The organism is Loigolactobacillus binensis (genome assembly GCF_005405165.1).
GTDB classification, from domain to species: domain Bacteria; phylum Bacillota; class Bacilli; order Lactobacillales; family Lactobacillaceae; genus Loigolactobacillus; species Loigolactobacillus binensis.
Window position 1 is genome coordinate 45168 of record NZ_BJDN01000017.1, and the last position, 14895, is coordinate 60062.

The window sequence follows — 14895 nt, forward strand, 5'->3', positions numbered from 1 at the left end:
TCACCTCATATTTTTGCTTAAATAACTTTTAGTACGCTGATGCAGATGCCGGTGGTGTAAAGATCTTTTGGGCTTGTTTATCGGTTAAATTAACGTTAAAGACTTTCTTGTAATAAGTTTTGGTTTCTTTAATAATGTTAATATCTTTAAATTGATCAGGATAAACGGTTTTCGCCATCCACAATAAGGTGATCGGCGTATCAACTCCTGGCGTATAACTACGGTACATCCCTAATGGCATCTTGTAAACTTGCTTATTCTTCACCGCCGCAACTTTACTCCAATCGTAATTACCGATCTTATTGTTATACAAATCGTTCGGTTGTGCCGTTGTAAAGTTAGTGATGAAAATCTTTTGCGGATTCCACTTATAGATTTGTTCCATGTTAACGGTTGTTGCATTGTCGGTTTTTAATGTCTCACCCACATTAGTTGCCCCAACAGCGTCAGCCCAGTATTGACCAAAGAACTTATCACTTGAAGTTGCAATCATCGAGTTGCTGTATTGGAACAAGAAGAAGACTTTTTGTTTCTTATCAGCACTGATATTTTTAACTCGCTTTTGAACTAAATTATACATTTTATCGCTATAGTTATTGACAATTTTGGCCTTGTTATTTTGCGGGAACATTTTGGACAATAGCGCGATCCAATGTTTTTGTGTCTCGATCGTATTATAATGCCATTTATCAACCGAAATACCAACGGCCGTAAACCCAGCATTTTTTAGTTGCTTCTTCAAAGCCGGGTTATTAGCACTGTAGAAAACAACATCGGGGTTAAGCTTCTTTAATTCTTCGGTATTGACCGTATCGCCATTATCGTAATTCGTTTTGGCCTTTAAAATGTCTGGATACAGTTCAGATAATAAGCCACTTTTAGCAGCGATCATACTGGCTTTAGGAATACCAACCAATTTGCTGGCGGAATTGAAAAAAACCGTTAAGAACGATGGTAATGGTAAAATACCTGCTACCGCAATACGTTTGATTTTCTTAGGAACAGTTACTTTATCACCAGCCTGATCGGTGATCGTAATTGTTTTGCTGACCTGACTGCTTTTGCTCGAACTACTACTGCTGCTACCGCACCCTGCTAACGGAACGACTAAGGTAACGATCGCCAAAATTGTGACGATTGCTTTGATCCATTTTGCTTTACTTAATTTTTTCATGACCCCAACTCCTCCAAAAGTGTTCCTAAATGACTAACTAAATTCGGCATGACTTGATGATAAATGCGTCCCGAAAAGGCCTCCTGTGGTAACGCCACAAACTTGGCAGTGGCTGGGCAGATCGGTTGGTACAACGGGTCCGCAATGATCGTGGTTGCTGCAGCTAAATGGGGAATCAATTCATCTTCATCCCGCGCCGCAATACAGCCGGTAGTTAATAACTCAACCGCAGGGGTAACCGGGCACAGCACTGTTGCACCCGCACCAGTAGCGGCATAAAGCGCATTGGCCAACGATAATCCAGTAACACTTTCACCAATAATAATCGTTTTGGCATTAACTCGCGGTTGACAAACAACTTGATTTTCACCACTAGTGGCAGCCTTTCGAATAGCTGCCCCAATTTGTGCCGTAAAAGCAGCTCCGTAAGGCGTGCCAATAACATAGGGCATGCCAAACCGTTTTTGTAATACTTTAGCTGCAGGCAAACCACCTGCAGTAACCACTAGATTAACCTGCGCCGCACCAGCATTTTGAATCGCGGCAAATGAACTCCCCATCGCCCAATTTGATTGAATTCTGATACCTTGTTGTTCTAAAACTGTTTCCAGTGCAGTAGCCGTACCATTGGTCGAAAAGTCCAGCGGCGTTATGCCTAGTAAATTAACGGCCAGCGCTTCACTTTTATGAGTTGGTGCTTGGCAAATCCGTTCAGCTAAAACTTTTAGTGCTAAGCCAACTCCGGCAACGTATGAGTGCATGCCATTGGTATCAAAACCAAACGTTGTGATCCCGGTGGCCAACTCAACTTCCCGCGCAATTGCTGGAAAGTCTGTACCGGTTACCATCGGAATTGGTGACCCAGTTAAGGCAATAAACTTCGGCTTTAATTCTTGTGCCGCTTCGATAGTATCATTAATAAATTTACTGTCATCACCTAAAATTGCTTGCGTTTCGGTCAAGCCTGTCGTAAATACCAAACTTTCGGTATCGTACCAACGCGGCTCATCGTAAGTGCTATAAGTCGAATTATAGCCAGCGGCATCGTGCATGACCGTCATACCGCCAAGTTCATACAGTGCCGAGGCCACCCCAGAAGTATCACAAGTATAAGTTGAAATAATGCGGGCTACGTCTTTCATAGACAACCACACCCCCAACTTTTAGTCTGAATAAGCGCTTGTGTATCTTTAGGTTCTTGATAGGCCGCAACCATTAAACTGGCCAAACGCTGAATACCATCAAAGCCATATAGGCCAGACCCTTTGATCAAATTAACGAAGTACGCCGTCGCAGTAAAATAGGCAGCCTTTTGACCGATCGCCAATACCTTTTCTTCCCGGGTACGCGGCGCTACCCGCATACCTACCGCCAACGTGGAATGAATAGCTAGGTCAGGTGCAATGGCCTGTAATTCAGCAAAATCAGCCTTTTCTTCCTTGTTAAACATATCAATATAAATATCCGTTACCCGGAAACCATGTTCCAACAATAAACGCGCTAATCCTAATGGTCGCGGACCAAGGGTGCCATCAAGCGCGATCGGCGTATTCCCAATGATTGCCTGCGCCGCCGCCAGTGCTTGGTCACAGGCTGCGATCGTTTGCGGATCCGGTTGATAGTTCAATCCCAGCGCTGCACTTAATTTTTGCAGATTCTGAATGATTTCTTCATAATTGTAGCTCAACGGCAAATACAACAATTGTTGCCCTAATTTCTTTTCCACTAATTTACCGGCAGGCTTACCAGCAGGTCGTGTGACGATAGCGACTTTACTCGTTGCCATTTTCTGATAATCAGCGTAGCTTTTACAAGTCGCCACTTCCCGCACGGTGTAATGATTTTGGCTTAACAATTGATACAGATCACTACTATGATCCAATGGATAATCATTGGCTAAAATATTGACCGCATGTTCATCTAATGGCGCTGGCTTTAACAGGCTATACAATTGACGCCGCATTTTTTGATCCGGATTCCAACCACTTTTGCGCATAATTGGATTCATGTAACAATCAGTAAATTGAATCGCCGGATAATTTGCCCGCAAGGTGCCAAATACCATGTGCAGATCAATCCCTAAAAATTGGTGAACACAACTGGTGTACACTAACACAGCAGGTGGTGTAACGGGTAATTGATCAATAATATGACCAACACCGTCAATGATCTGATCTTCCATATTGCCTTCCAGCACATTACTCTCACCAACAGCGATCGTTGAAAAGCGATCAGATGCACCAATATCTGCCGCCGTTAAAACTACCCCGCGTAAACAACCTTGTGGACAAACGAAAATCGAATGTGCCTCAGGAATCGAGAGGCCAGTGAAAACAATGTTCTGGGTTCCCCGCGCTGGTGCTGAATACTCCAAACCCACAGGAAAAGGCTGCGGAAATTCAGCTTGAGCAATGGGTACACTGACTTGCTTAGGTGCTGTATGCATATTCTTTAGCATGTGCCCACCTCACAATGAACTTGGATCTGACCGCCACTGGTAACTGTCGAAGATATATGTTGACAATTTCTTAGCTGACGGTCCAAGAAGCCACTGTAACTGTCTTTACCTGTTTGGGTTACATTTAGGCTCATGGTCGTTCACTCCTTAATTTTTCCAGCTTGACTTACCTGGATTAAAAATCTTGTTGGCTTGTTTATCCGTCAAATTGATCTTAAAGACTTTCTTATAATACGTTTTAGTCTCTTTGATGATATTAACGTCTTTAAATTGTTTTGGATAAACAGTTTTTGCCATCCATAATAGCGTTAGTGGCGTATCAATACCTGGTGTGTAACTACGGTACATCCCCAATGGCATCTTATAAACTTGTTTGTCCTTAACGGCCTTAACTTTGCTCCAATCAAAGTTACCTACAGTGTTGTTATACAGATCTTTAGGTTGAGCAGTGTTAAAGTTAGTGATCAAGATCTTGTCTGGATTCCACTTGTAGATCTGTTCCATATTTACAATGGTTGAATTATTTGAATTAGGTGTATTGACAACGTTTTTTGCACCAATTGCTTTAGCCCAATATTGACCAAATGAATCGACCCCACCAGTTGTAATGGCACTACTACTATACTGACGTAAGAAGAAAACAGTTTGTTGATCAGCTGGTTTGATATTTTTGACCTTTTTCTGAACACGTTGGTAAACTTGGTTACTGTAATCTTTGACCACTTTTGCCTTGTTGTTCTTCGGGAAGATCTTCGATAATAGATCGATCCAGTGATTTTGGGTCGCAATCGTATCAAAATGCCACTTGCTGACAGAAACGGCAACTGCAGCAAAACCAGCGCTTTGTAATTGTTTACCTAGTTTAGGATCGTCAGCACCGTAAAAGACAACGTCAGGTTTTGACTTTTTAAGTTCTTCGGTGTTGATGCTGACGCCATCATTAGAACTCGTTTTAGACTTTAAAATACCTGGATATAATTCAGATAGTAAGCTACTTTTGGCTGCAACCATACTTGGTTTCGGCATGCTAACGATTTTATCGGCCGAGTTGAAAAAGACAGCGATAACTGATGGTAATGGCCAAACAGAACCGACCACAGCGACCCGTTTAACTTTTTTCGGTACGGCTACTTTATTACCGGCCTGATCAGTAATGACGTGGGTGCTTTTACTAGTAGTTGCCGCCTGAACACTGCTAGCAGCGCGGTTGCCAAAAGTGGCTAACGGCAGAACCATCACTAGTACTGCCAGTAAAGTGATAATGCGTTTGGTTAATTTGTTCATGTCAAGTTTCCCCCAAAAATAATTTCACGTATTGCCCCGAGCTTGTAGATCTACTGCTTATTGTTGTGTAGAAATTGTTGACTTCCCAGCTGCAGAAGATGGATTAAAGATCGACTTAGCCTGTTTTGTAGTTAAGTTAACTTTAAAGGCTTTCTTATAGTAAGTTTTGGCCTCTTTAACCATATTGACATCCTTAAATTTGCTTGGATAAGCAGTCTTGGCCATCCATAACAAAGTAAGTGGTGTATCAACACCTGGTGTGTAGCTACGATACATTCCTAGTGGCATCTTATAAACATGTTTATTTTGAACAGCAGCAACTTTGCTCCAGTCATAGTTACCGATCGTATTGTTATACAAATCTTTTGGCTGAGCGGTTGTAAAGTTAGTGACAAAAATCAGTTGTGGATTCCACTTATAAATTTGTTCCATCGTAACGGCTAAACCATTGCCGGCACCAGCATTTTTAACGACTTGTTTTGTGCCAGTAGCTTTAGCCCAATAATCGGCAAACGAGTTGGAACCGCCTGTAGAAAGTGTGCTAGCAGCGTACTGGTGTAAGAAGAAGACGCTCTTACGCTGAGAAGTTGGGATGGTTTTAACTTGTTTTTGAACGCGATTGTACGTTTTGTCACTGTAGTTCTTGATAACCTTTGCCTGGCTCTTCTTTTGCGGATACAACTTAGAAAGCAGACTGTACCAGTTATCCAAAGTTTCAATTGTGTTACCATGCCATTTACTAGTAGAAACACCAACTGCCTTAAAACCAGCCTGTTCCAATTTTGCTTTAGTTTTAGGATTTTCTGCTGTATAGAAAACAATATCTGGCCGAGCTTTCTTTAATTCTTCAGTATTGAAAGTTGCCCCACCATTATCATTGACTGCTTTGACCTTGGTAATATTAGGATACAATTCAGATAGTAAATCGTTTTTAGCCGCAGCCATACTAGCTTGTGGCATGTAAACTAAACGGCTGGATGAATTGAAGAAAGTTGTAATGACAGCTGGCAACGGCCAGATGCCGACAACGGCAATTCGTTTACTGTTCTTAGGTACAGTTACCTTATCCCCAGCTTGGTCGGTAACTGTCACCGTTTTACTAGTTGCTGCCGCATTAACGGTACTGGCGGCATTAGTTGATGCACTGTTCCCCAAAGTGGCAAATGGTAAAACCATGGTTATTGCTGCCACTATCGTGATGATTCTTCTTTTAAGTTTGCTCATGTCAAACTACCCCCCAAAATAAATTTGAATAATTTCATTATTGATCTAATTAATAAGCGGAAGCGGCAGAAGGTGCTTTAAAAATTTTTTCTGCCTGCTGATCCGTTAAAGTAACGTTGAACACCTTTTTGTAGTAAGCTTTGGTTTCTTTAAGAATATTGATGTCTTTAAACTGATCTGGATAGACCGTTTTAGCCATCCACAGTAATGTCACTGGTGTATCAGCACCAGGTGTATACCCACGATACATTCCTAGAGGCATTTTACTGACTTTTTTATTTTTGACTGCGGCAACCTTACTCCAGTCATAATTGCCAATCGTATTGTTATATAAATCCGCCGGTTGTGCCGTAGTAAAATTAGTGATAAAAATTCGCTGCGGATTCCATTTATAGATCTGTTCCATGTTGACTGTTGCTGCGCCTTTAAGCCCTTTGCTAACATTAATAGCGCCACTAGCATCCGCCCAATACTGACCCCAATTATCTTTTCCAGAAGTCACTATCATGGAATTATCGTATTGGAATAAGAAAAGTACTTTTTGGCGCTGGGCTGGACTAATTTTCTTAACTCTTTTTTGTACTAAATTTGTGATTTTATCACTATAGTCGTCAACTAGCTTAACCTTATTGTTTTCTGGGAACATTTTAGATAATAACGCGATCCAGTGCTTCTGCGTTTCCATCGCATTATAATGCCAATTACTCATTGAAAAACCAACTGCGGTAAAACCTGCGTTTAGTAATTTCTTCTTCATATGCGTATCGTCAGCATTATAAAGTACAACATCAGGCTTAGATTTCTTTAACTCTTCGATGTTGATGTCGGTTCCTTTGTTATATTTGGTATTAACTTTCAAAATATCCGGGTATAACTCAGATAACAAACTATTTTTTGCAGCCGCCATGCTGGGTTGTGGCATTGTCACAATTTTTTTAGTTGCATTAAAGAATACTGCCAGAAAAGAAGGCAACGGTAAAACTAAAACTGCAATGCGATTAACTTTCTTAGGTATCTGTACTTTATCCCCGGCTTCATCAGTAATTGTTTTACTAGTTGTGGTGCTTTGACTTTTAGCACTACTTTTATTACCGCTACCACACCCAGCAAGCGGTACTACTAACGTTACAATTGCCAACAATGTGATCAGCGATTTGACCCACTTTTTCATAACCCCATGTTCCCCCAACTAGATTAACGTTAATAAGCGGAAGCGGCCGATGATGGCTTGAAGATCTTCGCGGCCTGCTGATCCGTTAAAGTAACGTTGAACACCTTTTTATAGTAAGTTTTCGTTTCTTCAATAATATTGATATCCGCAAATTGTGTTGGATAAACGGTTTTTGCCATCCACAACAGCGTCAACGGTGTATCGCCACCTGGTGCATAACTGCGGTACATTCCTAACGGCATTTTATAAGCTTGTTTATTTTTAACTGCGGCAACTTTGCTCCAGTCATAATCACCAATCGTATTGTTATACAGATCAGTCGGTTGTGCTGGTGTGAAATTAGTGATGAAAATGATCTCAGGATTCCACTGGTTGATTTGCGCCATGGTTACCTGAATGGCACCACCCGGATCGTTCACCACATTTTTAGCACCAACGGTTTCGGCCCAATATTGGCCCCAATGCGTACGTCCAGAAGTTGCGCATCTGGTTGCACTGTATTGGGAAAGGAAAAAGACAGTTTTACGCTGTTCTGGACTGATTTGACTAACGCGTTGTTGCACACGATCGCGCATAGCAATATTGTAATCGGCGACGATCTGTGCTTTCGCATTCTTCGGGAATATTTTTTCTAACAACATGATCCACTGTCGCAAAGTTTCGATCGGATCATGGTTCCAACTTTCCGTCGAAATACCGACGGCCGTAAACCCAGCGGCCCTTAATTTTTGCTGCATAGCAGTGGCTTCAGCCCGATAAAAGACCACATCTGGCGCCAGTTTTTTAAGTGCAGTCGTGTCCACATCGAGGCCAGGATTAAAGCTATCATCCGCCTTTAAAATTTCGGGATAAAGCTGCGCTAATGGACCGTGTTGCGCCGCTAACATACTGGGGTGCGAAATGGTGACAATTTTGTCCGCAACATCAAAAAACATGGCTAGTACCGCCGGTAAGGGTAAGATACCAACGACACCAATGCGCTGGATCGCGTTTGGCAACGCCACCTTAACGCCTGCTTGATCTATAATTTCGATAATGAACCCACCTACCCTTTCTTCGTTTCGTTATTTATTTTCATTAGTAAGTTTTCAAAACCGGTCACTAAATTCGGCATCGAACCATGATAAACACGGCCAGAAAAGCCTTCGTGCGGCACAGGAATGAACCGGGCAGTATCCGGACAGATCGGCTGATATAAGGGGTCAGCAATGATCGTGGTTGCTTCAGCAAAGTAAGGTTTAAGCTCATCTTCATCAACTGCTGAAATACAGCCATCAGTCAACAGCTCTGGTGCCGAATCCACTGGGCAAAGCACTGTTGCTGCCTCACCAGTTGCATCATATATAGCGTTGGCCAGTGAAAGCCGGTTAACACTTTCCCCAACGATCACCGTTTTGGCATTACCCTGCGGTGGACAAACTAACTGATTCTCACCTGTCGCCGCTGCTTGCTTGATGGCGTTAACAATTTTAGTCGTAAAGGCAGCCCCATAAGGTGTACCGATCACGTAAGGTATTCCGAAACGCTTTTGTAAAATTTTAGCTGCAGGTAGGCCGCCGGCAGAAACGACTAGATTGACTTGAGCCGCGCTGGCAGTTTTGATATCTGCAAACGAACCACCCATTGCCCAATTAGATTGTATTTTCAGTCCTTGGTCTTGCAATACTTTTTCCATTGACGCAACGGTGTCATTGATCGAGAAGTCCAGCGGTGTAACTCCTAGTAAATTGATCGCTAGTTGGTCACTTTTTGTAGTGGGCTCCTGACAAACTCGTTTCGCCAACTCCGCAAAGGCTAAGCCAACGCCAGAAATATAAGAATTCATCCCCGTGGTATCGAAGCCAAAGGTCATGATCCCGGTAGCTAGCTCGATTTCACGCGCCAACGCTGGAAAATCAGTCCCGATAACCATTGGGATCGGCGAGCCAGTCAATGCAATGAAATTAGGCTGTAATCGTTTAGCAGCATTCACAGTATCATTAATGAATTTCTCGTCATCACCTAAAATTGCTTCCGTTTCAGTTAGCCCAGAAACAAAGATCAGACTATCCATTTCATACCAGCGTGGTTCATCGTGTGTCGTGTAGATCCCGGCATAACCAGAAGCATCATGCATTACGGTCATGCCACCTAATTCGTACAAGGCGGAACAAACACCGGAAGTGTCACACGAATAGGTTGAAATAATCTGTGCTGTATGTTTCAAATGCAACCACACCCCCAACCTAAACCTTTGACCTGAATAACGGATTCAATATCCTTAGGTTCGTTGTAAGCTTCGATCATCAACTTCGCCATCCGCTGAATACCATCAAAACCGTACCAGCCGGCACCTTCAACAATATTGACAAAATAAGGACTACCATTAAAGTAAGCGGCCTTTTGACCTAACGCCAAAAGTTTTTCTGAACTCTGGCGCGGTGCAATTCGCATGCCCACATCGATCGTTGGGTGCAAGGTTAAATTCGGTGCGCTAGCCTTTAATGCTGCCAGATCTGCTTGGTCTTCTTTATCAAACTCATCCACGTAAACATCGGTCACATTAAAGCCACGATCCAGTAATAACCGTGCCAGTCCCAATGCTTTGGTACTAAAGGTATAGTCGATGGCGATCGGAGTATCACCGATCACCTGCTGGGCAGCCGCCAAAGCCTGATCGGTAGCGGTAATTGCGTTGGGATCTGGTTGATAAGTAATGCCTAATTCGGCACTTAATTTTTGTAAATTAGCGATAATTTCAGCGTAATCATAACTAAATGGAAGGTGTAAATACTTTTGACCATATTTTGTTTGTAATAATTTACCTGCAGCTTCTGCCGGATAGCGCGTGGTGATGGCAACAGCGCTGGTAGCCATTTTTTGATACTCCGCGTAATTCCGACTAGTCGCCACTTCGCGGACAGTGTAATGATTGTCGTTTAACAACCGATAAAGATCACTGGTGCGATCCAGTGGAAAATCATTGCCAACAATATTAACAGAGTGCTGATCAAGTGGTGCTGGCTTCAGTAACGTAAATAGTTGCCGCCGCATTTTTTGATCGGGATTCCAATTACCTTTACGCATGATCGGGTTCATGTAGCAATCTGTAAATTGAATGCCAGGGTGTTGTTGCCGCAAAGTACTGTAGATCATATTGAGATCGATCCCTAAAAACTGATGAATGCAGCTGGTGAACACTAAAACAGCCGGTGGCGTGTAGGGTAATTCTTCGAGAATATGCCCGACACCATCGATCACTTGATCTTCCATATCGCCTTCCAGCACATTTTCTTCGCCAACTTCAATGGTGGAGAAGCGCTGGGATACATTTAATTCGGCTGCAGTTAGAACCACACCACGTAAACAACCTTGGGGACAAACGTAGATAATGTGTGCTTCAGGTAGCGATAATGCAACATGCGCAATGGTCCAGTGGCCGCGCGCTGGTGCTGAATATTCTAATCCGATCGGAAACGGTTCAGGAAATTCAGCTTGGCTGACCGGCACACTGATTTGTTTAGTATCAGTGCGAATATTTCTTAGCATACCAATGCCTCACAGCTAGCCATGATTTGATCAGCTAGTTTACGGTATTCATCTGATAAGGATGAATCTGGAAAAGCTTCGACAACGGTTTTATTCAGTTCTTCAGCGGATTGGATCAAATCACTACGGTTGATGCTACCGACGACTTTGCTGTTGATCTCTTTAGCGAATTCAGCAACTTTTTCGTCTTCATCCTTAACCTTGCGTCGATTTAAAATTAAACCAGCAAATTTTGCGTAGCCCCGGTTTTTGAACTGTTCCACCGCCATCGAAATATTAGCCGCCGCATAAATTGACATATTTTCACCAGAAGTGACCACCATAACGTAGTCAGCGTAGCCAGGACGCATCGGCATACTGAAACCACCACAGACCACATCACCTAAAACATCGTATAAGACGACATCTGGTTTGTATTTATCATAGGCACCCTTTTCAGCTAACTTAGTCAACGCCGCGATGATCCCACGACCAGCACAACCTAACCCTGGTGTTGGCCCACCAGCTTCGGCACATACAATATCTTTGTAGCCGATCCGTACCATATCATCTAAAGTAATACTATTTTGATCTTCATTTTCGCGAACTAGATCCAAAATAGTTTTCATTTCACCTTGATCACCACGCAATAAAATCGTTGAATCAGCTTTAGGATCACAGCCAATCTGCATGACCCGTAATCCTTTATCAGCTAAGGCAGCCGCCACATTTGAAACGGTTGTTGATTTACCAATACCACCTTTTCCATAAACAGCTATTTTTAGCATGTTTAACCCTTCTTTCCAGTATTCGGTTGATAATCTCCACGACTACTAACAACTTTATAACCGATTTGGTTCATTTGTTCGGTTAATTTTTTGATCCCAGAGGCGGCATCATCCCTGATCCCGGCTTTGTTATCGTAAAGCAGGTATTGCTTGCGTACCCGCAGCGGTGATAGATTGGGCATGACCACGTTACAGCCAGCTAAAACGCCGAGCTGGCGGCCATTACCCTGAACCGTTCCGAGTGCTGTGGTGGCCGGTAATAAAACATCCGGCTGTAAAATACGACAGAGGCTGAGGATAAATAAGGTCAATTCCTCGTTGCCTGGTGAAAAATCGCGAAATGGTGTTTGGCTATGTGGAATAAAGGGTCCGATCCCCAGCATTTGCGGCTTAAATGCGGTAACGTATTCCATGTCTTCCGCCAAAACGTCTGCAGTTTGAAATGGTGCCCCCACCATGAAGCCGCAACCGGTTTGGTAGCCGATCTCCTTGAGTTCACGTAAACATTCCATTCGGTGCTCAAACTTTTGATACGCCGGATGCCAGCGCCGGTATAAAGCCGCCGATGCAGTTTCGTGGCGCAGTAAAAAGCGATTCGCCCCAGCATCAAAATACTGTTGGTAAGCTTCACGGCTGCCTTCACCGATTGACAACGTAATGGCACAATCCGGATATTGCTGCCGAATAGTAGCAATAATGTCGGTAAACATATCAGTGGTGAAAAAGATATCTTCACCGCCTTGTAAAACAAAGGTCCGAAAACCGCTGGCATAACCATCGGCACAGCAGGATAAGATATCTTCTTTAGTCAAACGATAACGCTGTACCTGATGATTAGAACGGCGAATGCCGCAATATTTACAATCATTGCGACAATAATTAGTATATTCAATGATGCCGCGGAAAAAAATATTTTTACCATATTTGGCCACCGCTAGTTGGTGGGCCATTTCCGTAGCGTAAGTTTGATCATCTTGATCAAAGCTACTGATCAATTGTACCCATTGTTCGTGGGCTAACTGATGGTCTGTATTTAACTGATCGATCAATTCACGATTACTGCTCATCAGTATTCCTCCCTATCTTGAGCGATCAACACTGATGATGCTCGGTTCATGATGTTGCTTGTTGCGCCAACGCCTGCTTCTCGCAAATTGTGGTTTTAACGTCAATTCCCGGTAAAATACCAATTTCATGAGTTAAGGCTGAGATTTCTGCAGCTGGCGCTTCCATGGTGATGGTTGCGGTAGTTACCTGACCTTGTTGTAATGGTTTCTCGGTGTGTTCAATAATGAAATCAGCATATTGCTGGCACAACGCCAACACTTTCACTTTTGCCGCAGGATCACTGATAATGCAGGAGATCAGTGCTAATTTTTGAATTGGTGCATCAGCGACTGGCTCACATTCACCTGTGGCCTTGATCACTTCCAGTGGCACTACACTTTGATAAATGTGGCCATCAGTTTCGGTTTGGCCAATAACAGCCTTAACACCGAATGCTTTGCGGATATTTTCTTCGGTTACGATCTTCGACGTTTCACCAAAAATTGAATGACCGCCTTTTTGTAAAATTAATGATTGCGAGGCCCGTGACAACGCGTGATCCGGGTAATGGGTATTAAAGATCACGCAGATTCCCTCAGCCACCAAACGGGTCATTGTATTCAACACAATCAATTGATTTTTAAAATCCAAATTAGATTCAGGCTCATCTAAAATCAATAATTCTGGCTTACCAGCTAAGGCCCGTGCGATTAGGACCATCTGTAATTCACCGCCACTGATCTCATTACAATTTTTGTGCAATAAGCGTTCAATACCCAATTCAGCCATTAACTGCAACACGAATTCTTTTTCTTTCTGACCAGGAGTCGAGAAAACCCCGACCCGACTAGTTGCCCCTAGCAAAATCATGTCCTCAACCGTCAAAGCAGCAAAACTACCATGAGCTTGCGGCACATAGGCGACTTTTTGCCAGATATCCTTACCTGGCATTTCGTTGGTGTTCTGACCGTCTAAAAAGCTTTGACCTTGATTCCATTTCAATAGACCAGTGGTACAGCGCAAAAGCGTCGTTTTACCGGCTCCATTTGGTCCTAAAATAGCAATCAGATTACCCGATTCTGCCTTGAAATTAAGGTCTTTGATCACCGGTAGACTTTTTTTATAGCCAAAGCCTGCATGTTCCACGGTTAATTTCATAGTTGCCAGCCTCCTGTTCGACGCATTAAGTAAATAAAGAATGGCGCACCAATGATCGCTGTTAAAATCGAAATTGGGAATTCAGCCGCCGAAATACTACGGGCAACCGTATCCACGATCACTAAAAAGGCTCCGCCGGCTAAGATTGATGCCGGTAAAAGTACAGTATGATTATTGCCAAATTTCATTCGGCACATGTGGGGCACTAATAAGCCGACCCAGCCGACCTGACCACACATTGAAACAACTGACGCCGTAATCATGGTGGCGCATACAATTGTGATCCCACGCAATAAGGTAATATTGACCCCAGTCGAACGTGCTTCATCTTCGCTAAGCGGTAATAAATTCAAACGCCACCGTAATAGAAGCAGAATCGCTAAACCGATCAAAATTGGCGGTGCCCCTAATAGCAATGAATCGTAGCCAGCTGAATCTAAACTCCCCATCAACCAATATGTAATTGCTGGCAATTGATTTTCCGGATCAGCGGAAAATTTGATCAGTGAAACTAAGGCTGAAAATAGCGAGCCCATCATGATCCCAGCCAAAACGATGCTGTTTAAGTTATTGCGTTTTTTGTTACTGCCTGCCAAAATCGTCAGCGCTAAGGCAATCAAGCCAAAAATCAACGAAACAACTTGGACTCCTAACAACCCAAAATTCAATAATAGGCCTAATGCAGCCCCAAATGAGGCTCCAGAAGCGACCCCGATCGTATCCGGTGTTGCTAAAGGGTTAGAAAACAAGCTCTGAAAGGCACAGCCGGCAGCCGACAAGCCTGCACCAGCTAAAAGTGCCAATAGGATCCGTGGGAGCCGCATACTCCACAACACAGTAGTTATCTGTGGTGAAACGGTCATGCCACCGAAGATCCGATCATGAATGGCATCAACTAGATCCAGCGGCGCCATGGCATAACGGCCAAAACACAATGATGCCGCGGCCGCAAGGATTGGTAATAGCACGAGGATTATTTTCCAAAGGTAGATTGTAAAATTTAAGTTGAACATATTAGTGGACAGAAAAACCCGTAAAGGTCTTTAATGGTGTCACCACAACATTCCACTAGAAAGAAGGACCT

The 14895-nt window shown here is 43.3% G+C and carries 13 protein-coding genes; all 13 read right to left on the reverse strand.

All coding sequences use genetic code 11. The annotated features are described in order from the left end of the window. Positions 1–28: 28 nt before the first annotated feature. A complete protein-coding gene (locus FFM78_RS08800) occupies positions 29–1174 on the reverse strand; it encodes an ABC transporter substrate-binding protein (protein ID WP_137638069.1) in 1146 nt (381 codons plus the stop codon). Next, entirely contained in the window at positions 1171–2316 is a 1146-nt protein-coding gene (locus tag FFM78_RS08805) for a nitrogenase component 1 (RefSeq protein ID WP_137638070.1), read from the reverse strand. Before FFM78_RS08805 ends, FFM78_RS08800 begins: the two co-directional genes overlap by 4 nt. Beyond that, positions 2313–3632 (reverse strand): nitrogenase component 1, encoded by a 1320-nt coding sequence (locus FFM78_RS08810; protein WP_137638071.1) that lies wholly within the window; start codon positions 3630–3632, stop codon positions 2313–2315. The genes FFM78_RS08805 and FFM78_RS08810 overlap by 4 nt, the downstream gene beginning before the upstream one ends. 147 nt (positions 3633–3779) lie before the next feature. Continuing rightward, the gene (locus FFM78_RS08815) at positions 3780–4916 is read right to left on the reverse strand and encodes an ABC transporter substrate-binding protein (protein ID WP_137638072.1); all 1137 of its coding nucleotides are present in this window, start codon (positions 4914–4916) and stop codon (positions 3780–3782) included. A 57-nt stretch (positions 4917–4973) separates the two neighbouring features. Further along, positions 4974–6140, reverse strand: coding sequence for an ABC transporter substrate-binding protein (locus tag FFM78_RS08820; protein ID WP_137638073.1), 1167 nt, complete (start codon positions 6138–6140; stop codon positions 4974–4976). A gap of 49 nt (positions 6141–6189) precedes the next feature. Then, complete coding sequence (locus tag FFM78_RS08825; protein WP_137638074.1) at positions 6190–7311, reverse strand: ABC transporter substrate-binding protein; 1122 nt, start codon at positions 7309–7311, stop codon at positions 6190–6192. Between the two features lie 29 nt (positions 7312–7340). Beyond that, a complete protein-coding gene (locus tag FFM78_RS08830; protein WP_137638075.1) occupies positions 7341–8315 on the reverse strand; it encodes an ABC transporter substrate-binding protein in 975 nt (324 codons plus the stop codon). A gap of 41 nt (positions 8316–8356) precedes the next feature. Continuing rightward, on the reverse strand, positions 8357–9517 hold the full coding sequence (locus FFM78_RS08835) for a nitrogenase component 1 (RefSeq protein WP_223877046.1): 1161 nt from the start codon (positions 9515–9517) through the stop codon (positions 8357–8359). Continuing rightward, positions 9514–10839 (reverse strand): nitrogenase component 1, encoded by a 1326-nt coding sequence (locus tag FFM78_RS08840; RefSeq protein WP_137638076.1) that lies wholly within the window; start codon positions 10837–10839, stop codon positions 9514–9516. Before FFM78_RS08840 ends, FFM78_RS08835 begins: the two co-directional genes overlap by 4 nt. Continuing rightward, a complete protein-coding gene (locus tag FFM78_RS08845) occupies positions 10833–11606 on the reverse strand; it encodes a nucleotide-binding protein (RefSeq protein ID WP_137638077.1) in 774 nt (257 codons plus the stop codon). Before FFM78_RS08845 ends, FFM78_RS08840 begins: the two co-directional genes overlap by 7 nt. A 2-nt stretch (positions 11607–11608) precedes the next feature. Beyond that, positions 11609–12673, reverse strand: a complete 1065-nt coding sequence (gene hydE / locus FFM78_RS08850) for a [FeFe] hydrogenase H-cluster radical SAM maturase HydE (RefSeq protein WP_137638078.1) — start codon at positions 12671–12673, stop codon at positions 11609–11611. Positions 12674–12719: 46 nt separating this feature from the next. Beyond that, entirely contained in the window at positions 12720–13811 is a 1092-nt protein-coding gene (locus FFM78_RS08855) for an ATP-binding cassette domain-containing protein (protein WP_137638079.1), read from the reverse strand. Then, a complete protein-coding gene (locus FFM78_RS08860) occupies positions 13808–14779 on the reverse strand; it encodes a FecCD family ABC transporter permease (RefSeq protein WP_223877047.1) in 972 nt (323 codons plus the stop codon). The genes FFM78_RS08855 and FFM78_RS08860 overlap by 4 nt, the downstream gene beginning before the upstream one ends. Positions 14780–14895: the final 116 nt, after the last annotated feature.

Excerpts from the sequence above, each read along its gene's own strand:
- FFM78_RS08800 (WP_137638069.1), bottom strand. The coding sequence starts at position 1,174 with ATGAAAAAATTAAGTAAAGCAAAATGGATCAAAGCAATCGTCACAATT.
- FFM78_RS08805 (WP_137638070.1), bottom strand. The coding sequence starts at position 2,316 with ATGAAAGACGTAGCCCGCATTATTTCAACTTATACTTGTGATACTTCT.
- FFM78_RS08810 (WP_137638071.1), bottom strand. The coding sequence starts at position 3,632 with ATGCTAAAGAATATGCATACAGCACCTAAGCAAGTCAGTGTACCCATT.
- FFM78_RS08815 (WP_137638072.1), bottom strand. The coding sequence starts at position 4,916 with ATGAACAAATTAACCAAACGCATTATCACTTTACTGGCAGTACTAGTG.
- FFM78_RS08820 (WP_137638073.1), bottom strand. The coding sequence starts at position 6,140 with ATGAGCAAACTTAAAAGAAGAATCATCACGATAGTGGCAGCAATAACC.
- FFM78_RS08825 (WP_137638074.1), bottom strand. The coding sequence starts at position 7,311 with ATGAAAAAGTGGGTCAAATCGCTGATCACATTGTTGGCAATTGTAACG.
- FFM78_RS08840 (WP_137638076.1), bottom strand. The coding sequence starts at position 10,839 with ATGCTAAGAAATATTCGCACTGATACTAAACAAATCAGTGTGCCGGTC.
- FFM78_RS08845 (WP_137638077.1), bottom strand. The coding sequence starts at position 11,606 with ATGCTAAAAATAGCTGTTTATGGAAAAGGTGGTATTGGTAAATCAACA.
- hydE (WP_137638078.1), bottom strand. The coding sequence starts at position 12,673 with ATGAGCAGTAATCGTGAATTGATCGATCAGTTAAATACAGACCATCAG.
- FFM78_RS08855 (WP_137638079.1), bottom strand. The coding sequence starts at position 13,811 with ATGAAATTAACCGTGGAACATGCAGGCTTTGGCTATAAAAAAAGTCTA.